The sequence below is a fragment of the Acinetobacter sp. YH12251 genome (assembly GCF_013417465.1).
GTDB lineage: Bacteria > Pseudomonadota > Gammaproteobacteria > Pseudomonadales > Moraxellaceae > Acinetobacter > Acinetobacter amyesii.
In genome coordinates this window covers 1-20646 of sequence record NZ_VPDZ01000018.1, presented here as the reverse complement: position 1 = coordinate 20646, position 20646 = coordinate 1, and the positions used below count along the sequence as shown (strand labels likewise).

Below are 20646 nucleotides of genomic sequence, written 5' to 3'. Positions count from 1 at the left end.
CTTTGCTATGTTGATATAATGATGCCTAGTTGAATGAATGAAATCAAATGACAGTTAAAACTTATTAATCCTACTTAGGCTATTTTTAGGTGGCAATTAATTAACTTGCTTAGGCTATTTTATTAAGTGAAATAGCCAACCGCATTCAACCTAAAGGTTCTTTGTCTTTAATTTGCAGATTTAAAGTGATTAAAAGGAATTTTTAAATAGCGAATACCATTCCCTTCTGGTTTTGGAAATTTACCTGCATCCATATTGATTTGTATTGCAGGTAAAATCAGTTTTGGCATAGCCAAATTTGCGTCACGCTGAGTTCGCATTGTGACAAAATCTTCTTTTTTCGTACCAACGTGGATATAAATATTCTACTGTTTTTGCGCATGCACACTGCTTTCGCAGCAGTATTTTGCATGACATAAAAACACGCGCATTTCAGGTGCTAACTGATAAATCTTTTGTACAGAGTCGAATAATACTTCCGCACTGCCCTTGGGAAAATCACAGCGTGCTGTGCCATAATCAGGCATAAATAAGGTATCACCGACAAACACAGCATCATCACCAACCACATAGCTCAGACAAGCAGGTGTATGTCCAGGCGTTGGAATGTTATAGGCATTTAACTCACCAATTTTAAATGCCTCATGATCTGCAAATAAATAATCAAATGACTGATGTGAATTAAAATATTTCACATCAAAATTATAAATGGCGCTGAATGTTTCCTGCACAATCTTGATGTTATGGCTCATCGCAATCTTACCATCAAGAACTTTTTTAAATATTGAGATGCGGTTAAGTGATCTGCGTGCACATGCATTTCTAAAATCCATTCTACGCTTAGGCTATTTTCTTAAATATAATGAATAATCAAATCTGCATGCTTCGTTTGAGTAGTTGCAGAAGCAACATTATAATCCAATACACTGTCTATAATCGCACATCGGTTTGTTTGCGGATCGGCTAACACATAACTGAATGTATTGGTATTTTCATCAAAAAAATGTTGTACCTGTGCACGATTTGACATTAATTTGCTCCCGAAAATTTACGATGTATATAGACGCCCGCAAACATCGCTACAACAAAATAGATCGCTTGATAATAACCAAGCCCGATCAAAGTAAAGGCTGGCGCAGGACAAATCCCAGCAATACCCCAACCTATTCCAAAGATAACACTCCCTAAGACGAGTTTTACATCAATTTGATTATTACTTGGTAATTCAATCGCCGTCCCATCAAAGGTTGTCGGTTTTGATTGACGAACGGCCATTTGAAATGGAATAAATGCAACTGCAATGGCTCCCATCATCACAAAAGCTAAACTCGCATCCCACTGCCCTGTTGTATCAAGGAAACTTAAGATCTTTTCTGGATTAGACATGCCCGAAATCATTAAACCTAATGAAAAAATTCCACCAAAAATAAATGCCAATATATTTTTCATCATTAAGCTCCGATTACATGTCTCATTACATAAACTGTGATAATCCCTGCCAACATAAAACTAGCAGTTGCAACAAATGAACGCTTAGAAAGACGACTAATACCGCAAATGCCATGACCGCTAGTACAACCTGAACCTAATCGAGTTCCGAATCCAACCAAAACACCGGCAATGATCATCATCCATGGACTTGCATCCAGTTCAATTGTCACAGAGGTCATTTTCCCGTAGATAAAAGGTACAATAAAAAGTCCCGCTAAAAACCATATCGCAGGTGTTTTTAAAATCGTCTGAGGATTCAACATTTGCGCAATTAAACCACTAATACCAGCGATTCGACCATGTACATATAGGTAGCCTACTGCTGCCAGGCCCAATAAGATCCCGCCGAGAAAAGCGGTTAGAAATGGATGCATATTTATCAGCCATAAAACAATATATGTTTTTATAATATTTTATTAAAAAAATATGCAAACTCGCCAGTCTAAATATTCATTCTGACATGCATTTCCTGATTGAAAAAATTAACGCTTCAAGAGTGTTTGATTAGTTTTATTTAGAATTAATTTATAAACTTGAAAAATCACGAAATATATCCTCGGAGATTTTTCAATAAAGGCTGTTTATTATGAAGTTAATTGAAATAATAAATAATTTATAGATCAATACTAATATCGCTGAGTGCATCGCTCACCCACGTTAAAGCATCTGAGCCCAATTCTATAATATTCGAACCAATTTCAGCTAAGTCAGTCAAATCTACAGAAGACAACGGATCAGATGATGTACTATTTTTTTGCTGTTCTTGTTCAACTTGCGGCTCAATGGCTTGATCAAGATGAGTTTGCATGTTGTTGTAATTTATAGTCGTTATTTTGCATAGGTTCATCCTGTTATTTTGTTTTATATTATATTCAGTTGATATTAATTTGGCTCAAACTCTTTAAGCACCTTATCTACAAACCACCACGGTAAACGCTGAATACCTGAATTCATCTTTAAAATTTCAGCTTGTTCAATTTCCGCAATGAAAGAAGCATGCTGTCCATCGGCAGAGTTATCAAATAAATAACTACGATCCGTTGCTTCCACCGCCTGCATTAACAAATCCATACTTCGATAATAACGTTCGCGAATTTTTTGTTCTGGCACTCCGTGTCCACCCGTTTTCACTCGGTACTGAACACGTGAAATATTGATAACAGGATCAATAGTGGAAACATAATACAGATAGGTTTTAAAGCCTTTTCTTTTTGCTTCGCGTAGAAACTCCACCTTTGAAATATGGGACATCACCGTTTCAAAGGTAAAACTAATTTTTAGTTCTAAAAACTGCAAACGAATGTAATCGATAATTCTTGCACAAAGATATGAGTCAATCTGGTCTGGATGAAACCCAATTTTCCACGGATCTAATATCTGAGGTTTACGTGCTAATAGAGGAATAAATTCTCCATTCGCGGGACGTTTTTTCGTATATAGAAAGTCAATTAATTCTTCTGATTTTAAAGCGGGATGGTAATCCAACAAATTGAGCCTGTGTGAATGTTTCAGTTGAGCTTCGAGTTCATCCGCATTTAAATATGCCCCAATATGATGGGGCAATAAATATTCTTTAGCTGTGCTTTTACCTGAACCATTTGGACCCGCGAACATTCTAATGCGAGGTTGTGGAGGCATGTATTAAACAATTTCCTCTATTTTCTTTTTACGTTTTAAAATTTTAGGTAGATCATCCATTTGCACGAAGTCGGCTGAAACATCTTTTATTTGTACTTCTTGACCATTTTGCAGACGTTGAACCAGTTGTAGACCTTTTACATAAACCACAGTGGATGACGCACTTGCTTGTTCAAAAGCATGGCGAAATGCATGGATAGCAAGGCTCGGGATCATATCATCCTCATATTGGCTTGCTTTCATTACTGAAGTATAAGCTGTCATGTAAACAACTCCTCAAACATCAAAAATAATGTGTTCAATTATCTTATCATACTTGCAATATTTGTCTATTTATCCATCACTCATACCGAGAGTAAAATAATAAAAATACAAAGTGATTTAATCATTTGATTGTATTCCTCGAACCAAACTGCACATATGAGTCAATGTATGGGGATGCCACATCATGAATAATTTAAATTTTATCCAAATTCGATTTATAATATGATTAAGCATTTAATTTTTCACAAAAAAATAGCCACTTATTCAGTGGCCAAAAGAGAACGACATCAACAAGTTGATGTATTAGGACTGACCTATGCAACAGGACCAGGGATGTTTGTTGCATATAAATCGTTCTAACTTGATCATAATAATGTGATGGACTTATCATTTTAAGCATATTTCATATCATTTCCTGACAATCTGCATTTTCAATTTATAATATTATTAGAAACTGCACCTATAGTGAATTATGCTGTAATAATTTTGAAATACTAGACCATTTCGAATTATGAAAAATAGAACAAAATGAAAGAAAGTTAGACTATAGCCCAAAAGTTTTAGAAGAGAAATTTAAACCTAAATTATTTTGTAGGAATCGAACAAAATGCACTTTCGTTTAAGCCAGATGACTGCATACTCTGTTGCTGTTGTTGTAAATAGTGCTGTGAAGCCACTCGCATTAGATTGGCCATTTCAAGAGCTGAGTTTTGCTGAGAAATTTCTAAAATCTGTCGATATGCATTCAATCTTAAACAAAAAGCTTGAGTTTGCTGCTGAACCGTTGCTGTAGATGCAGGATCATCCAAAATAGCTTTGGTTGAATTAATTTGCTCAGTATATGCTTTTATCTGAGCATTATATTCAGTTTGAGTCAGTTGTGGAGTAACCGCTTCATTCACATTTGCACATGCTGCAGAAGCAGTAAACACAGAGAAAATAAGGACATAAAGTTTATACATCAATGGAGAATGCATAAATTAAGCCTCATCACCTTCTTTCCAAACATCTTCATAATCATCAGCATCTATCATAAAACGATAGCCTACATCCAAAGCTAAATACGGTAGCACTTCAGGCACGACATCTTGCAGTTTACGCACAGTCATTGTTTCAAAGTTATCTGCGCCTTCAAGCTCGCCACCATAAATATACCAACTGACATTTTCATCACCTTCTGCAGGCTTACGAATACCAACTATTGGATCTTTATTTAAGGTATGGACAGCCACAGCAATTACATCATCGCCCTGCACTTCTACATATGCAGAACCCACTTCTTCACATAAAAGTTTTTGTTCTGCAATCAACTCTGCCAAAGGTGATGAATTTTGCGTATGTTTTGCCATGTTTGTTCTCAGGCCATATAGGTTTCGGGCATTCTACCGTGAATTACACGTATATAGATAAATTTTTTCCGTGCGAAAGCATTCGTGCCTTGTTTTATTAATTCATTTATAGCAAAAGACTCAATGCAGTAGATTCCATGTAAAGATATAAACAGGAATAAAGGAGACTTAATTCAAGACATATACCGTTCAAACACAGAAATAGACGAATAAAAAATAGAATCAGTATGCAAACAGCAAGCTTCTTTACCACCACAGATTTAACTTTTGCCAATACCTGTACAAATTTGGACAAATACCCAATTTTCCAAACTTGCATGATTTATGAAAGAAATCGTCAATGCCTTGCACGCTTTATACATTCAAAACACTGACTAGAAAATACACAAGATGGTTAAAACGCTTATATATAGGTCTATAAAGTATGACTTAGCTACGCAATAAATGTTCATCATATCTAAAGCTGCCTACTTATAAGGAAATGCTCCCACAGAAAATTCAATTCACTGAGGCAAACAAAATATCTAGGTTGAGCCCTATCATTTATGAAAACATTTCATTGGTTTGGAAATATGCTGTATCAATCATAAAAAAATAAACTATCTTTTAATTTTCATATACTTAGCATACAGACTTGCTTTATTCTTTTAAATAACTCGCTTGAAAGCTGAGAGCAATTTAGATTTCTTTATGCACAAATAAATTAAACCTTAGAATTTTTAATGCGCTGAATAAATACTATCTTTACGACTATGCATGCGTAGGCAGTTCAACTGACGATCTATAAGATGGATACACAAGGCATCTCACATTTAAGGTCATTCGCACTGGTTATTGCTAAACGTACGCACCACGATAAAGCAAGTTTACACAAAAGTTATCAACAGTTTTAGCCAATTGGGTTTAAAATGATGTCCTACAATATAATGATAAAAATGTAATCTTTTAACATTGCCAATTCTCTGCAAAGTTCGCATTATATAGCCCATTCTCGGCACATGCTTTTCACGTCAATTCAAAGAAATTATAAAAAAAATGTGGAATTTTATGCCATAATGAGCAAACTTTGCAGGTATCTTGCAAAGTAAATTTGCAACTTTTTATTGGAGCAGGCTGAATGAGCTCGACCATTTTGGTCATTCATGGACCGAATCTCAACTTACTGGGAAAACGTGAACCCGAAGTTTATGGCTATCTAACACTCGAAGATATTAACCAAAAACTGATTTCACAGGCTCAAAACGCTTCCATTTCTCTCGACACTTTCCAAAGTAATTGGGAAGGCGCTGTCGTCGACCGAATTCATCAAGCGCAACAAGAAGGCGTTCAATTTATCATTATTAACCCAGCAGCCCTAACACATACTTCGGTTGCTGTGCGTGATGCCCTTCTTGGTGTAGCCATTCCGTTTATCGAAGTACATCTATCAAATGTCCACGCTCGCGAAGCATTTAGACATCACTCCTATCTATCTGATAAAGCCGTTGGCGTTATTTGTGGTTTAGGTGCAAAAGGTTATGCCGCAGCACTAGACTTCGCCATCGAAAAAATTCAACCAACTTCTCAATCTTAATTAGGAATACTGTTCATGGATATCCGTAAAATCAAGAAACTCATCGATTTGATGATTGAATCTGACTTACAGGCGATTGAAGTTAAAGAAGGCGATCAATCGATTGCTCTAACTCGTCGCAATCCAGTAGTTGCTGCCGCTGCGCCTGCTATGGCTGCTCCTGCCGCTGCACCTGCTGCACCTCGTTCACCACGTGGTGCTGTTGAGCCGTCTCCTATGGTTGGTGTGTTCTATGCTGCGCCAAATCCAGGTGAAGCACCATTTGTGAAAGTTGGTCAAACTGTATCTGCTGGTGAAACACTCGGTATCATCGAAGCAATGAAAATCATGAACCCAATTGAAGCAACTCAAAGCGGTGTAATTGAAGAAATTTTGGTTAAAAATGGCGAAGTGATCCAATTCGGTCAACCATTATTCCGCTATCGCGCTTAAGACCACGGGGAATCACAATGTTGCAAAAAGTTTTAATTGCAAACCGTGGTGAGATTGCGCTCCGCATCACCCGCGCTTGCAAAACTTTAGGAATTAAAACCGTAGGGATTTATTCCGATGCCGACAAAGACCTAATGCACTTACGCTTCTGTGACGAAGCAGTGTGTATTGGACCAGGTGCCAGCAGCGAAAGTTATCTCAATATCCCTGCCATTATTACAGCGGCTGAAATCACCGGTGCAGATGCCATCCATCCAGGTTATGGTTTCTTATCTGAAAACGCTGAGTTTGCTGAAATTGTAGAAAACTCAGGTTTTATCTTTATCGGTCCGCGTCCTGAACACATTCGCTTAATGGGGAACAAAGTTTCTGCCATTATTGCGATGAAAAAAGCCGGCGTACCGACTGTTCCGGGTTGTGACCATGCTGTAACGATTCACAATGCATTGGCAGAAGCCAAAGAAATTGGCTTTCCATTGATTGTAAAAGCTGCCTCAGGTGGTGGTGGTCGTGGTATGCGTATCGTTGAACGTGTAGACACGCTACTCGAATCTGTACAAGCTGCTCAACGTGATGCGGAAATGTGGTTTGGTGACGACACCGTTTATATGGAACGTTTCCTTCAAAAGCCACGCCATGTCGAAGTGCAAGTTCTTGCAGATGGTAATGGCCATGCAATTCACCTTTATGATCGTGACTGTTCCTTGCAACGTCGCCATCAAAAAGTGCTTGAAGAAGCGCCTGCACCGGGTTTACCTGAAGAAGCACGTGCGCATATTCTTGAAGCATGTGTAAATGCTTGTAAATTAATGCAATACCGTGGTGCTGGTACATTTGAGTTCTTATTTGAAGAAGGTGAATTCTTCTTTATTGAAATGAATACTCGTGTACAAGTAGAACATCCTGTTACTGAGCAAGTAACTGGTGTGGATATTATCGAGCAACAATTACGCATTGCTGCTGGCTTAGGTTTGGATCTTCAACAAGAAGATATTCAACTTAAAGGTCATGCGATTGAATGTCGTATTAATGCAGAAGATCCATCTACATTTATGCCTTCACCGGGCAAAATCGATCATTTCTATGCACCGGGCGGCGCAGGTATCCGACTAGATTCTCATATCTATCAAGGATATAGTATCCCGCCATACTATGATTCAATGATTGCAAAACTCATTGCGCATGGTAAAGATCGTGAAACCTCTATTGCGCGCATGAAACAAGCTCTAGAAGAGATTATCTTAACTGGCGTGAAAACCAATATTCCGCTACATAAAGATTTGATTCTTCAAGATAAAAATTTCTGCGAACAAGCTATGGATATTCACTATCTTGAAAAACATCTATTAAAGAAAGTCGAAGGACATGAAGATAAATAAATCTTCAGCGTCAAAAAAACCACTCAAATGAGTGGTTTTTTATTTTCATAAGAAAGATCTATAGTCATGCTTAAGGCAAAACTCGACGCAATGTCGCAAAACACTGCTGAGCCTGATCATTGGCACAGAAATTAATAACCGATGGACTTTTCCACTTTACAAAGTACTGTGAAATTTCGCCGGTTTGATCTTGAATATTGCCCGAACAATCCATCTGATTATTGTCATATTTCACTTGTAAAATCAGTGCTGGAATTTGCACATTCGGATCTTGCGCAGGTTGATAGTCATATACTCCAGATGACCACTCTTCACCGCTTTTGATCACAACATCATTATTGCTCTTAAAATTATAATATTCAACGCACTTTTTATTGGTCGGAATTTCCATACCCCATAAGCCGACCAATTCAGAACGTGTTGTCACCCTAAAGCTATTCACCGCTTCAACTTGATTTTTAACCTCTGAATTTTGAGTTGTATTCTTATTATCTGCCGCCATCACCAACGATGAACTCAACATGAGTAAAACTGTAAGATATGCTATTTTCATACATTTAATCAGTCATATAAATCATGCTCTTAAAGTAACACATTTTTTTACAAATCCGCGGTTTATCACATTTTCATAACAATCATTTTTCCTATTTATCCAAAAAATCAATCTCGGTTAACGAAACTACAAATCAGCTAAATGCCAAACAAATCACACTATTTACAATAAAATAATATAAAATCTTTTTTATCGTTTAATATACGAAAAAAACGAATTCTCCCATATTTAACCTAGGCTTACATAAGCTAATGAAACTGCATTCGAATAGTCTTGCTCCGCTTAATGCACGCCACAGCATGGCTTTTGTAATAGTCGCTGCAGTTATTCTTTGCTGCTGCTTAATCGGTATTTTCACCCGCCCATTAAGCTATTTAGCTATTTTTTGGCCTGCGAATGCAGTATTGTTAGCAATATTCTTAAGGTTCCCTAAACTGAGTAATCTGGGAGGATGGTTAGGTGCATTTACCGGTTATATGCTCGCAGATTTAGTGACGGGCAATTATTTCCAACTCACTTTATTTCTCACTTTTTCAAATTTAACCAACAGCATGGTATCGCTATTTTTTATGCGATATTTTCAGGTGAACTATCAAAACTATAATAAAGGTTTCACCTTTCTGACCATGATTGTCATCATCGCCTGTGGTGGATGCCTTGCAGGTGCTCTTTTTGCTATTTTCACTGTGCCTTATATCCCCAACACGTTTATGTCGACCGATAGATTATCGATTGATTTTGGTATGTGGTGGATTACTGAAATATTAAATGCGCTGATTATATTACCGCTTATTCTGTCTTTTCCTAAACTGGCCGATCTTAAACTTTATTTCAAAGATCGACGTCATCAAAGCTTTCAGATCAATAAAATATTTCCGGCAATTGCAGTTATCTTCTGTGTATTTTTAACAGCTGTTTCTGCAGGTCCAGGGGCAATTCTCTACCCTTTAGCGGCTCTAATTTGGGCAGCATTAACCTATCGCTTATTTACCTTATCCCTAATTAATGCCGTGGTAATTTTAGCGACCTATTACAATTTAAATGCGTTCTACTTACACGATTCTTCATTAGCCTATTTATCGACAGCAATTTCAGTTCGTATTGGCCTAGCCATGCTGATTCTCTCGCCGTTGATTCTTTGTATTATTAGCCGAAATCGGCACGAACTATATAAAGAGGTTTTATACCTTGCAAATCATGATAGTTTAACGCATGCGATGAATCGTCGATATTTTTTCGAGCAAGGTGAGCTTTACCTACAAAACCAAATTCAGCTTAACTTTTCCATTATCATGATGGATATTGATCATTTTAAAAAATTAAATGATCAATATGGGCATTATGTCGGTGACCAAGTTTTACAAGAATTTTCGAGTATTGTGCGTAAGAATTTACGTGAAACTGATTTATTTGCACGAATTGGGGGAGAAGAGTTTAGTGTATTACTCACGAACATTGCTGCAACTGAAGCTCAAGGTATTGCTGAACGCATCCGAAAAGTCTTTGAAACTACGCCTATCATCATTGATGAACAAAATACGATTTATATTACGGTGAGTATTGGTCTGATTCATCAGTCTTTGCCCAATGCTCCAAGTTTGCAAAGTATGATTAATCAAGCCGATCAGGCATTATATCAAGCTAAAGAACTCGGCCGTAATCAAGTGATTTTAGTCCATTGAGACTTTTCAATATACTGAATTGTTTCAAGCTGGCTTTTGGTTCGTTTTAGGCAAGCCCACGACCAAAAACATGGCAGGTATAACCGCCAGTCCTGCGATCATAAAAATAACGGGTCCCGAAAGCATGTCCCAATATCGACCTGCTAAAATACTGCCACTCGCAACACCTAAGCCCCACATGGTACTGTATAGCGCTTGACCACGCCCTTGTTGACTTGCGGTAAAATTTTGAAAAATGATTCGCATAGCGATTAAGTGGAATAATCCAAAACTAAAGGCATGAATCGTTTGCGCAGCAAATTGAGTGATAAACACCGTCGGATATAAGCCTACAATCAACCATCGCATCCCTGTTAGCCCCAAACAAATGAGCACTAAGTTACGCCAAGAATATCGATTAAAAAAGACATTGGCATAGGCAAACATAATGATTTCTGCAATGACTCCTACAGACCATAAAAAACCGATTTGGCTCGTCGAAAAATCAGCCTGCATAAGGTAATTGCTATAAAAACTATAAAACGGTGCATGCGAAAAGAGCAGAAAAAATTCAATGATAAAAAAACTCGCTACAACTGGTCGTTTTAAGATAGGCCAAAGTGGTTCAAGTTTTTTCTGTGAAGATGGTGCAGTAGCGGGCTCTTTAATCGTAAATGACCAAATAAATGCGAGAAATGCAATGCATAACAACATGATAGGCAGCATTGAAACAGGTATTATTTCTAGCAAAGCCCCAATTCCAAATACCCCAACAATGAAGCCAACTGATCCCCATTTTCTGACTTTTCCATAAAGTTCTGCACGCCGCTCAGCTAACCAAAATAAAGTTACTCCTTCAAACTGAGCCAATATAGCATTTTGAAAGAAACTAAAAACCAGCATGAGTAATGCAACAGATTGAAAACTGTTGGGAATTATAAAAATCAGAAACCAAATACAGGCTTCCATCCATGTTGCGATTCGAATTAAAAGCATGCGCTTGCCGGATTTATCTGCAATCCAGCCCCAAATAAACGGTGCAAAAAAACGTGTGACAATTGCAATCGAAGATAAAATACCTATTTCTTGATAATTAAACCCTTGATCCTCTAGATACAAAGTCCAATACGGCATGAATGTACCCACTATTGAATAATAGAAAAAGTAGAATCCACCGAGTTTGGAATGGATTGGAATGTTAAGCATCAAGCTGTATTCCTTTGTATTTACAATAGGTTATAAACTTTTCAGAGTTGTATACTTTTGCATCTAAAAGGCTTGGTTAGGATATGGCGAGTATACAAATTTATTTTAATTAAATTATTTCAAAATTTGTATACTTTTACAAAAAACTAAGCATTATTTTATTTTTTTATTAATAAACATGTATTTATTTTTATCTTTAGAATTATCACATATTAGTAAAAAACCGCCCGAAGACGGTTGTTATTAACGATAAAAGTTATAAAACTTTTTGAGCATTCATTTTATTGACGAGCTAGAGATGGAAATAAACACTCAACAATACGTTGGGTACTCCATAAACCAATTTCTTGATGATGCATATGAGGTGCTAAATACTTTAGAAGTTTGTTGATCTTGTATCCTGTATTCGTACTTCCATCAAATTGTTTCTTAAGCTCAGCCATTTCATGGTTCGCTAAATAACTAAATGAATTGGTCTCTAGGAAGTTTTTTACAAACTCATTATTAACTTGATTTTGTTTGGAATCTACTGATTTACCTGCAATCCAGTCATAAATAAAAGTTTTTTCAACAGCATTAAACACTCCAAACATTTTACCGTCTTCGTCGTGAATCATCTGCCAGAACCTACTCTCTTCAGGTGGTCGATTCAATTTTATCCAGCCCATACGGACAAGTTCAAAAATAAACTCTTCAACACTATCATCTTCAGACAGCCATTCATTCGTTGTTTTATTATTAAACATGCACTTATTGCTATGCATGTGTTTACCAACGATCGCCTTTTTCTTAAATATTTCTAGCACCATCTTTTCAGTGCTTAAATTTTTAATTATCTGAACTGAACTCATTCCTTTGTTATTTAGGAGATAGCCGATTTTGAGTTTACGAATGAACTCTTCTTTAGATCTGTACCTTGTAGAAAGTTTTTTAATGGCATTGGTCGCAAGCTGCGCATGCCCATTATCAAAATTATCTATCGTGATATGAACATTAAAATAGTGTGCATCAATTCCAAGTTCTTTTAACTCGTAATTGCTAATTAGCAAATGTAAAGGAAGTTGTTCATAGCCTAAATTAAAACCTGCTATCTCTGGTATAAACTCTGAAGGTGCATATGCAAGCGCAAGCTGTATTGCTGCCTGATGGTAATAGGCATCAGATAAGTTTAAAGATAGTTGATTCAAACCATGTGCAAGTAGTAGGTTGTCGTACATTCTCACGTGATTGGCTTTTTCTGAACCGAGACCAAGTTCCTCTAAATATATCTGAATAAAATCTCTAAATACTGGATCATTCCAATACTGAGTAAAGCTATATAGCCATGAACCATCCACTTTTTTTGTGGGTGCAACCTTGTATAAAAACTCATAAGCTTTACTAACTGATGAAAAATACTCTCTTCCTCCACCTTGCTTTCTTCTATCTAGGTATTCTTTATAATATTCACACTGTGTACGGTTATTATGATGAATCCAATCGACAAGATGGTCTATCTCATTTGGCATCTCATCAATGTGTTCGAGAGTTATAATTTCATTCTCTAAAACCTTAAATGCCTTTAATTCTTTGGCAGAATTAGGTATTGAAGCATCTAAGAAGAACTCAACAATTTCGAAATATTTCTGATGATCTTTGGTTATTAAATTTAAGATTCTTTCTTTTACTGCTGTAGGCATTATAATTCTCACGCGGTAAATGATTCTTCTTAACCATAGTTCAGAAAATAAGTAGTATTTGTTAATTTTTTTTAATAAAAATTTAACGCAATGTAATATTTTAAAAATTTTAATATATAAAACACACCTTTAGCATAATTTTTAACAAGTTTTTAAAAAGTAACATTTTTTTGATGTGACTTAATTCACATATTCATATTTAAATATCAATTATGATTCTTTTATAAAATATTCATAGGATAATTTATATGAAATAAATTTTTGACTTTATTTCTAAAAAATCCCTATCAATAACGCTATTTGAAAGTGCGAGTGCAGGTTATTTAGCATATAGAATTTCACAAGATAAAAACTCTGGAATACTTCTGGATGGTTCTATTGTTAGTTATGACTTACTATTCAAGAAGCGTATTTTAAATATAAAACAATCACTTATAGATAAATATACTGCTGAATCCCCAGAAGTAACCAATCAAATGATTATAAATGGGAAAAAATTATTTAAATCAGATATTTATATATCTTGCACTGGACTTTTAAAGCGCGGAGGATCCGAAAACAAAAAGAAACCTGTAGGTACTTTTTTCTATTGCATTTATTTTAAGAAAAAATTTTATAATTTCAAAATTTTAACTAAAGGTAAGCCTATCAAAAAATTAAAAATACTATATAAAGCTCTATGCAAGTCACTCACTAAAATATTAAAAAATTATTATTGTTAGTTTCATGTAATTAAAAAAAGACTATTTATGTATATAAAACAGCCCCTAAATTTTTACTTTTAAACAAATTGAAACTTAATAAAGATTATGTAACATCTTTAATAATCATATTAGCAATATTCATGTTAATAATAAATGGTCTACTGTAATTGAGTAGATTATCTAATTAATCTTTAAAGGAACAGTATTATGTCTAATTATAACCAAGATCAAAATAATGATACTCGCTTACAGCACCAACGTGGCGATACTCAAAAACCTCAAAACCAACAAAATCAGCAGTCTGATCAACAGCGTCAGCAGAATGATCAGCAACAACAGCAGCAACCCCAACATCAACAAAATCAACAATCTGATCAGCAGCGCCAGCAGAATGGTCAGCAACAACAGCAGCAACCCCAACATCAACAAAATCAACAATCTGATCAGCAGCGCCAGCAGAATGGTCAGCAACAGCAGCAGCAACCCCAACGCCAACAAAATCAGCAGTCTGATCAACAGCGTCAGCAGAATGATCAGCAACAACAGCAGCAACCCCAACATCAACAAAATCAGCAGTCTGATCAACAACGTCAGCAGAATGATCAGCAAGACCAATAGTCAAAGTAACAACAGTAATTTGTATTTGCAGAAGTAGCCCAGGGATCACTACTTTTGCAATTTATTAAATAATTTATCGGAGTTATTACTATGAACGACCATCAAAATGAACATCCAATACATCATGACTGGCGTACGGATTACTCCAATAGACCGTACTATGGCGATCTTCAACGAGAAGTACCCGATATTGACTATGACCGTGATCTAAGGTCAGCTTATGAGCTTGGTGAGCGCGAACGTCATTTATACGGTGAGAATGCGCGTTTCGAAGATTCTGAGCCGGATTTACAAACCAAATGGGAAGAGTTTAAAGCAGATTCTCGTTTGAAATGGGAACATGCTAAGCATGCAATTAAGGATGCTTGGGACAAGATGTAAACAACAACTTATAAACTAAAATTCAAAAAATGTATAAGCATGGACTTCATAAAAATAATTCTGCATGACACTTCTTTTACTTTTGCATTGGAAATTATTTTCCGATGCATCATTATGTTTATCTTAATTATTATTTTTTTAAGATTTTCAGGGAAAAGAGGTGTCAGGCAACTTTCAGTATTTGAGTTAGCTATTATTTTAAGTTTGGGATCTGCAGCAGGCGACCCCATGTTTAATGATGATATCCCCATCATTCAAGCACTCATTGTATTTGCAGTCATTATTCTTCTCTATAGATTAACTACATACCTCATCATGAAATCAGATTCATTTGAAACTATGTTAGAAGGTAGGCCAATGTATATCGTTAAAGATGGCTTATTGATTGTTGAAGATATCAAACAGGAAAAGTATTCATATGACGAATTTTTTGCTGAGTTAAGGCAAAACAAAATAGAACACCTTGGTCAAGTTAAGACAGCATTACTTGAAACAGATGGGTGTCTAAGTGTAATCCCTTATGCCAAGGATAATATTAAATGGGGACTACCAATTTTTCCTGATCACTACCAAAAAGCACAGCGTTTTGATTCCAAAAAATACTATTCGTGCATGCTGTGTGGTCAAACACAATTTATTAGTTCTCTAAATGCTCAGTGCCCCCGCTGCAAATGTGACCGCTGGGCTGGATCTGCTTTTTATTGTGAAAGCAACTCTATTCAACCCTCAGATTGAACACAAAATAGACAATTTTTTACTTTAAATTTGCCGAGCATCTTTATTGTCTATATTAGCTTTATGCAATAGCAAAACCTTATCTAGCACATGTACTAAATAACATCAGACAAAGGGATGTAGCTCATGAAAAAATCAAATAATCCTAAAATTGATCAGTTTGAAAAAGAGGCATATGTAGACCCTAAAGGTAAAACACTGACCTCATCTTTGGGTGTACCTGTAGCTGACAATCAAAATAGCTTAAAAATAAATCAGACTGGTCCTACTCTGTTAGAAGATTTTCTCTTACGAGATAAGTTAATTCATTTTGACCGTGAACGTATCCCTGAGCGTGTAGTGCATGCTCGTGGTGTAGGAGCGCATGGTTATTTTGAAGCTTATGAAGGCAACGAAAAATGGACTAAGGCTAAATTTTTGACTAACACTCAAAATCCAACACCAATCTTTGTCAGGATTTCTACAGTACAAGGTGGACGCGGATCAGCTGATGTAGTCCGTGATGTACGCGGGTTTTCCATTAAGTTTTATACCGAAGATGGAAACTACGATTTAGTCGGTAATAACATTCCTGTATTTTTTATTCAGGACGCAATTAAGTTCCCTGACTTTGTCCACGCTGTAAAGCCTGAAGATCCGAATGAAGTTCCAACAGGTCAATCTGCGCATGATACGTTTTGGGATTTTATTTCTTTAAATACCGAAGCTTCTCATATGACTACTTGGGTGATGTCAGATCGTGCTATTCCTAGAAATTTACGATCGATTCAAGGTTTTGGTGTACATACCTTCAGATTAATTAACAAAGATAATCAGGCGCATTTGGTTAAATTTCACTGGACTCCTAAGCAAGGTGTTGCTCAAGTCGTTTGGGATGAGGCCTTAAAGCTTAATGGCAAAGATCCAGACTTCCATCGTCGCGATCTATGGGATGCCATTGAACGTGGCAATTATCCTGAGTGGGAATTAGGGGCACAGATCTTTACTGAAGAAGAAGCGGCTCAATGGGACTTTGATGTTTTAGATGCTACAAAGCTGGTACCTGAAGAGCTTGTACCTATTACCCCACTAGGTAAATTTACTCTAAATCGAAATACAGATGATTTCTTTGCAGAAACAGAGCAAGTTGCTTTCAGTCCAGCCAATATTGTTTCAGGAATTGATTTTAGTAATGATCCTTTATTACAAGGTCGTTTGTTCAGCTATACAGATACGCATCTGCACCGCTTAGGAACAGCAAACTTTAATCAAATTCCAATTAATAAACCGGTCTGCCCTTTCCATACAAATCGACGTGGCGGCTATGCAAACCATGAAGTCTATAAAGGTAAAGCGAATTATGAGCCTAACTCTGTAGATGAAAATTGGCCTAGAGAATCTAATAATGATCCGCATGCATTTCGAACCCATCCTGAACAAATCCAAGGCAGCAAGTTAAGAATTAGACCAGAAAGCTTCGCAGATCATTTCTCGCAAGCGACCATGCATTACCAAAGTCTTGCTAAGCATGAACAACAGCATATAAAGGATGCCTATGCCTTTGAACTCTCAAAAGTGAAAGCTGTTGAAATTAGGGAACGAGTTGTAAATGAGGTGCTTGCAAATATTGACTTGGATTTAGCGAAATTTGTTGCAAATGAATTAGGGTTAGCTGCTCCGACTAAGCAAAATAAATCGGTTAAGAAAGCTACCGTCGCTAAATCTGATCACTTAAGCACATTGGCATACCCTGCATCTGATATTAAGCAACGAAAAATTGCTCTGTTGGTGCACAACGGCGCTAATGCTTCCTCTATCGATGCAATTAAGACTTGGGGCGAATCAGAAAGCGCTGTAGTCGAAGTTTTAGCACCAAATGCCGCGCCGGTGATATCTAACGATGGTAAAGAAATTGCAGTTGATGGACGTCAGAATGGCGAACCTTCGGTTACCTACGATGCTGTCGTTGTTATTGATGGAGATAATTTAGATGAGTTCTTAAATGATGGTGTAGCTAAACATTATGTAATGGAAACATTTAAGCATCTTAAACCTATAGTACTATTAGGTGATAAAGAGGCTTTAATTAAAGAGCTTAATCTGACTCAAGATGCTGCGCTTTTCACTTCACAAAGTTTCAAAGATGTCAGTGATCAATTTAAAACAGCGATACAGAATCACCGTTATTGGGATCGTGAAGATAAAGTTGCTTCTATACCGGCCTAATTTAACTATGAATAAAAAAACCGCCCTTCTGGGCGGTTTTTTATCTATTGGTTCTTGGTTCTAACTAGATTTAAAAAATGTAGATGACGTTCGTATTGATCAATAACATCTTGCAAAATATCTTCTTGCGTCCATTCGATGATGTCATAATTTTGACCACCTTCCCTCAAAAACACTTCAGCTTGATAATCTTGCGTAATTTCTGCTGAATCAGTCATAAAACTTGGTGTATTTTTTTCTTGAACAACCACTTGGTAAATAAAGTTAATCTCATCTTGATGGTTTACACGTAGCTGCAAGCCATCATCTATCGTGTTTACCGTCACATCTAAATGACGACGCTTAAACTCTTTCTGTAAATTTGAAAATGCCTGGCTTACCGTTGTATCAATATACTGTTCAACTTCTTCACGTGTATGCGGATAATGCATAATCAATCCTAAACGTTGTTGCCAACTTCTTGGATTATGAATTGCTCTAGGTGTAATACGTGCATCCTGTAATGCTTGCATCTTGGTTGCATCTAAATGTAGAGCCTTGACTAAGCCCCAGCAAATTAAAAGCATTACGAAGGTGAATGGTAATGCACTCAACATTGTTGCAGATTGCAAAGCTCCTAAACCTCCTGCAAACAACAAAACAATCGCAAGTACAGCCATTAACGTTGTCCAAAACAATCGCTGCCAAGTTGGAGAGTTTTCAGATTTTGCAGTTAGATAGTCTGTAACTAAAGCCCCAGAGTCTGCCGATGTCACAAAAAACAACATGACCAGAATGGTCGCCACAAAACTCATCACACCTGAGAATGGCAATGTCCCTAAATATTCAAATAATGCAACGGATGAATCTCGTTGCACGGCAGAAATCAGCGAGGTGTTCGCTTCGTTTAAAATACTATAGAGTGCAGCATTCCCCATGACTCCCATCCAGATCAGCGTGAAGCCTGTTGGAATAAGTAAAACCCCTACAATAAACTCACGAATAGTACGTCCTTCAGACACACGCGCAATAAACATACCTACGAATGGCGACCATGAAATCCACCATGCCCAGTACATAATTGTCCAACCACCGATCCAACCATCAGACTGGTAGGCATATAAATTAAAGGTCATATTGAACAAATTTGAAATGTATTGCCCCGTGTTTTGGATAGTCGTTTGCAATATAAAAATGCTTGAACTAGCAAAAAATACAAATAGCAACAGCACTAAAGCTAAGCCCAGATTAATCTCTGATAATCGTTTAATACCCTTGTCTAAGCCTATAAATACAGATAAAGATGCCATAGCTGTAACAATGACAATTAAAATAAGCTGCGTCGTCGTTGAATATTAAATTCCGAATAAATAATTTAAGCCAGAGTTAATTTGGGTTACACCAAAACCTAATGTTGTTGCGACACCAAATACTGTACCGATGGTCGCAAAAGTATCCACACCATCACCAATTGGACCATAAATTTTCTTTCCAATAAGAGGATATAAAGCAGAGCGAATCTTAAGAGGTAGATTATGTCTATATGCAAAGTAAGCTAAAGCTAAGCCCACAATTGTGTAAATTGCCCAAGCATGAAGTCCCCAATGAAAGAATGTTACACGCATGGCTTGCTGCGCTGATTGAATTGTTTCAGGCTCACCAGTTGGAGGTGAAACATAGTGCATCACTGGTTCCGCGACACCGAAGAACATTAAGCCAATGCCCATACCAGCTGTAAATAGCATAGCGAACCAAGAGCTATTACTAAACTTTGGCTGGCTATGGTCTAAACCAAGTTTAATTTTACCCATATTTGAACAGGCAATATAAATAAGCACTAAGAGAAAAATGGCTACAGATAGTACATAGAACCAACTGAATGAGTTTGTAACCCATTGATTCAGTTGTTTAGTTATTAAATCAAAAGCATTGGGAGCTAAAAATACAATGGCAATAAAAATGCCGATAATAACAACTGTGCTAATAAACACATTTGGATTCACATTGGAATACCATGACGGTTTCAATGAAGACATACCTTCCCTATTCCGTTTTATTTGTAAGACAGATCTAAATTGATCAAAGAGATATCCGCTACTTGCGAAAGAAACAGGCTTGTATTGAAAAGTGCTGGCATTTTCATTTTCGTTTGAAAATTTAAAGCTGACTCGTTCAAAGCCGTTGTTTAGAGTTTGAGCATGTTATCATATTTTTAGATATATAATCCAATATTAAGTAGTAAAGCAAATTAAGACCATTACTAAACTATTTATTTCGTCAATTAATTTTCTTATTCAATACTCTCTTGAAGTGCTTTAGAAGTAAGTGAGTTCTTAGAAAGTAATTATAATTTTGCTTAATGTAAGCATTTTTTCACTTAGTTTTTGGGCTTATATAAGTAATATTATTTTATCTGTTAAAAATGGTAGTAAAAGGATTAATAAAACTTGAAAAGTTAAACAATGATTAAAGATCAAATACTTAATACATAAAAAAACAAAATGACCTTAAAAGCAATTTATAGTAATTAATTCACTTTCAAATTAAAGTAGGCTTATAACATGAATTCAAAAACCCGTAAGCTCCTTTTAGCTGGTGGTGCAGTACTTATAGCTGGTTCAATGCTCTCAACTGCAAATGCAAACACTACGGAAGTCCAAGCGGTATCAAAGGTATGATGTGTGCTGAATTAGCAGGAGACTTTCACTTGGGAGATTCTAGGCAGCTAACCGATAAAAGTCTTCTGCCATTTGATTTGGTGTCTTAAAATCCAAGCCTTTTTGAATTCTTCGCTGATTA

The 20646-nt window shown here is 36.4% G+C and carries 19 protein-coding genes and 2 pseudogenes; 9 read left to right on the top strand and 12 right to left on the bottom strand.

Going from position 1 to position 20646, the window contains the following annotated elements; translation table 11 throughout:
• Nucleotides 1-167: 167 nt before the first annotated feature.
• From FTV27_RS14875 to FTV27_RS14840, 8 genes and pseudogenes are all read right to left on the bottom strand, one after another.
• Nucleotides 168-1030 (bottom strand): annotated as a pseudogene (locus FTV27_RS14875) (MBL fold metallo-hydrolase).
• A complete protein-coding gene (locus FTV27_RS14870; protein WP_078193373.1) occupies nt 1030-1449 on the bottom strand; it encodes a DUF6691 family protein in 420 nt (139 codons plus the stop codon). The pseudogene FTV27_RS14875 and the gene FTV27_RS14870 overlap by 1 nt, the downstream one beginning before the upstream one ends.
• 2 nt (nt 1450-1451) lie before the next feature.
• Nucleotides 1452-1865, bottom strand: a complete 414-nt coding sequence (locus tag FTV27_RS14865) for a YeeE/YedE family protein (RefSeq protein ID WP_078193374.1) — start codon at nt 1863-1865, stop codon at nt 1452-1454.
• 239 nt (nt 1866-2104) lie between these two features.
• Nucleotides 2105-2299, bottom strand: coding sequence for a hypothetical protein (locus FTV27_RS14860; protein WP_180035250.1), 195 nt, complete (start codon nt 2297-2299; stop codon nt 2105-2107).
• A 74-nt stretch (nt 2300-2373) separates the two neighbouring features.
• Nucleotides 2374-3129: a zeta toxin gene (locus FTV27_RS14855; protein WP_257230027.1), complete on the bottom strand. Its 756-nt coding sequence runs from the start codon at nt 3127-3129 to the stop codon at nt 2374-2376.
• Nucleotides 3130-3132: 3 nt separating this feature from the next.
• The gene (locus FTV27_RS14850; protein ID WP_180079155.1) at nt 3133-3393 is read right to left on the bottom strand and encodes a hypothetical protein; all 261 of its coding nucleotides are present in this window, start codon (nt 3391-3393) and stop codon (nt 3133-3135) included.
• A 584-nt stretch (nt 3394-3977) separates the two neighbouring features.
• Complete coding sequence (locus FTV27_RS14845; RefSeq protein WP_249748881.1) at nt 3978-4370, bottom strand: hypothetical protein; 393 nt, start codon at nt 4368-4370, stop codon at nt 3978-3980.
• 3 nt (nt 4371-4373) lie between these two features.
• Nucleotides 4374-4742 carry a hypothetical protein gene (locus FTV27_RS14840; RefSeq protein ID WP_078190788.1) on the bottom strand — a complete coding sequence of 123 codons (369 nt, stop codon included), beginning with the start codon at nt 4740-4742 and terminating at the stop codon, nt 4374-4376.
• Between the two features lie 1117 nt (nt 4743-5859).
• On the opposite strand from FTV27_RS14840, the gene aroQ reads away from it, so the two are divergent.
• Genes aroQ through accC form a run of 3 tightly spaced genes read left to right on the top strand, consistent with a single transcriptional unit; the run spans nt 5860 to nt 8126 of the window.
• Nucleotides 5860-6315, top strand: a complete 456-nt coding sequence (gene aroQ / locus FTV27_RS14835; RefSeq protein WP_078190789.1) for a type II 3-dehydroquinate dehydratase — start codon at nt 5860-5862, stop codon at nt 6313-6315.
• Nucleotides 6316-6330: 15 nt separating this feature from the next.
• Entirely contained in the window at nt 6331-6747 is a 417-nt protein-coding gene (accB, locus tag FTV27_RS14830) for an acetyl-CoA carboxylase biotin carboxyl carrier protein (RefSeq protein ID WP_078190790.1), read from the top strand.
• A gap of 17 nt (nt 6748-6764) precedes the next feature.
• Nucleotides 6765-8126 (top strand): acetyl-CoA carboxylase biotin carboxylase subunit, encoded by a 1362-nt coding sequence (accC, locus tag FTV27_RS14825; RefSeq protein ID WP_111885487.1) that lies wholly within the window; start codon nt 6765-6767, stop codon nt 8124-8126.
• 70 nt (nt 8127-8196) lie between these two features.
• Here accC and FTV27_RS14820 read toward each other — a convergent pair whose 3' ends face one another.
• Nucleotides 8197-8679: a hypothetical protein gene (locus FTV27_RS14820; RefSeq protein WP_180079154.1), complete on the bottom strand. Its 483-nt coding sequence runs from the start codon at nt 8677-8679 to the stop codon at nt 8197-8199.
• A 299-nt stretch (nt 8680-8978) separates the two neighbouring features.
• Here FTV27_RS14820 and FTV27_RS14815 point away from each other — a divergent pair, with 299 nt between their 5' ends.
• Complete coding sequence (locus FTV27_RS14815; protein WP_249734381.1) at nt 8979-10361, top strand: GGDEF domain-containing protein; 1383 nt, start codon at nt 8979-8981, stop codon at nt 10359-10361.
• 24 nt (nt 10362-10385) lie between these two features.
• On the opposite strand, the gene FTV27_RS14810 is transcribed toward FTV27_RS14815, so the two are convergent.
• Together FTV27_RS14810 and FTV27_RS14805 are read right to left on the bottom strand one after the other, a co-directional pair.
• On the bottom strand, nt 10386-11546 hold the full coding sequence (locus tag FTV27_RS14810; RefSeq protein ID WP_180079152.1) for an MFS transporter: 1161 nt from the start codon (nt 11544-11546) through the stop codon (nt 10386-10388).
• 281 nt (nt 11547-11827) lie between these two features.
• Nucleotides 11828-13225 (bottom strand): iron-containing redox enzyme family protein, encoded by a 1398-nt coding sequence (locus FTV27_RS14805; protein ID WP_180079151.1) that lies wholly within the window; start codon nt 13223-13225, stop codon nt 11828-11830.
• Nucleotides 13226-13482: 257 nt separating this feature from the next.
• Between FTV27_RS14805 and FTV27_RS14800 the strand changes: the two genes are divergently transcribed.
• The 5 genes from FTV27_RS14800 (at nt 13483) to FTV27_RS14780 (ending at nt 17868) form a co-directional block, all read left to right on the top strand.
• Entirely contained in the window at nt 13483-13947 is a 465-nt protein-coding gene (locus FTV27_RS14800) for a CinA family protein (RefSeq protein ID WP_180079187.1), read from the top strand.
• 189 nt (nt 13948-14136) lie between these two features.
• Nucleotides 14137-14547: a hypothetical protein gene (locus FTV27_RS14795; RefSeq protein WP_180079150.1), complete on the top strand. Its 411-nt coding sequence runs from the start codon at nt 14137-14139 to the stop codon at nt 14545-14547.
• 90 nt (nt 14548-14637) lie between these two features.
• Nucleotides 14638-14928, top strand: coding sequence for a hypothetical protein (locus tag FTV27_RS14790; RefSeq protein ID WP_218948340.1), 291 nt, complete (start codon nt 14638-14640; stop codon nt 14926-14928).
• 39 nt (nt 14929-14967) lie between these two features.
• Nucleotides 14968-15663 carry a DUF421 domain-containing protein gene (locus FTV27_RS14785; protein WP_180079149.1) on the top strand — a complete coding sequence of 232 codons (696 nt, stop codon included), beginning with the start codon at nt 14968-14970 and terminating at the stop codon, nt 15661-15663.
• 126 nt (nt 15664-15789) lie between these two features.
• The gene (locus tag FTV27_RS14780) at nt 15790-17868 is read left to right on the top strand and encodes a catalase (RefSeq protein ID WP_180079148.1); all 2079 of its coding nucleotides are present in this window, start codon (nt 15790-15792) and stop codon (nt 17866-17868) included.
• A gap of 44 nt (nt 17869-17912) precedes the next feature.
• Here the strand turns inward: FTV27_RS14780 and FTV27_RS14775 are convergent.
• Nucleotides 17913-19883, bottom strand: a pseudogene (locus FTV27_RS14775) (BCCT family transporter).
• Nucleotides 19884-20646: the final 763 nt, after the last annotated feature.

What these genes read in the sequence shown, in the direction of transcription:
- FTV27_RS14870 (WP_078193373.1), bottom strand. Translation starts at nt 1,449, where the DNA reads ATGAAAAATATATTGGCATTTATTTTTGGTGGAATTTTTTCATTAGGT.
- FTV27_RS14865 (WP_078193374.1), bottom strand. Translation starts at nt 1,865, where the DNA reads ATGCATCCATTTCTAACCGCTTTTCTCGGCGGGATCTTATTGGGCCTG.
- FTV27_RS14860 (WP_180035250.1), bottom strand. Translation starts at nt 2,299, where the DNA reads ATGCAAACTCATCTTGATCAAGCCATTGAGCCGCAAGTTGAACAAGAA.
- FTV27_RS14855 (WP_257230027.1), bottom strand. Translation starts at nt 3,129, where the DNA reads ATGCCTCCACAACCTCGCATTAGAATGTTCGCGGGTCCAAATGGTTCA.
- FTV27_RS14850 (WP_180079155.1), bottom strand. Translation starts at nt 3,393, where the DNA reads ATGACAGCTTATACTTCAGTAATGAAAGCAAGCCAATATGAGGATGAT.
- FTV27_RS14845 (WP_249748881.1), bottom strand. Translation starts at nt 4,370, where the DNA reads ATGCATTCTCCATTGATGTATAAACTTTATGTCCTTATTTTCTCTGTG.
- FTV27_RS14840 (WP_078190788.1), bottom strand. Translation starts at nt 4,742, where the DNA reads ATGGCAAAACATACGCAAAATTCATCACCTTTGGCAGAGTTGATTGCA.
- aroQ (WP_078190789.1), top strand. Translation starts at nt 5,860, where the DNA reads ATGAGCTCGACCATTTTGGTCATTCATGGACCGAATCTCAACTTACTG.
- accB (WP_078190790.1), top strand. Translation starts at nt 6,331, where the DNA reads ATGGATATCCGTAAAATCAAGAAACTCATCGATTTGATGATTGAATCT.
- accC (WP_111885487.1), top strand. Translation starts at nt 6,765, where the DNA reads ATGTTGCAAAAAGTTTTAATTGCAAACCGTGGTGAGATTGCGCTCCGC.
- FTV27_RS14820 (WP_180079154.1), bottom strand. Translation starts at nt 8,679, where the DNA reads ATGAAAATAGCATATCTTACAGTTTTACTCATGTTGAGTTCATCGTTG.
- FTV27_RS14815 (WP_249734381.1), top strand. Translation starts at nt 8,979, where the DNA reads ATGGCTTTTGTAATAGTCGCTGCAGTTATTCTTTGCTGCTGCTTAATC.
- FTV27_RS14810 (WP_180079152.1), bottom strand. Translation starts at nt 11,546, where the DNA reads ATGCTTAACATTCCAATCCATTCCAAACTCGGTGGATTCTACTTTTTC.
- FTV27_RS14805 (WP_180079151.1), bottom strand. Translation starts at nt 13,225, where the DNA reads ATGCCTACAGCAGTAAAAGAAAGAATCTTAAATTTAATAACCAAAGAT.
- FTV27_RS14795 (WP_180079150.1), top strand. Translation starts at nt 14,137, where the DNA reads ATGTCTAATTATAACCAAGATCAAAATAATGATACTCGCTTACAGCAC.
- FTV27_RS14790 (WP_218948340.1), top strand. Translation starts at nt 14,638, where the DNA reads ATGAACGACCATCAAAATGAACATCCAATACATCATGACTGGCGTACG.
- FTV27_RS14785 (WP_180079149.1), top strand. Translation starts at nt 14,968, where the DNA reads ATGGACTTCATAAAAATAATTCTGCATGACACTTCTTTTACTTTTGCA.
- FTV27_RS14780 (WP_180079148.1), top strand. Translation starts at nt 15,790, where the DNA reads ATGAAAAAATCAAATAATCCTAAAATTGATCAGTTTGAAAAAGAGGCA.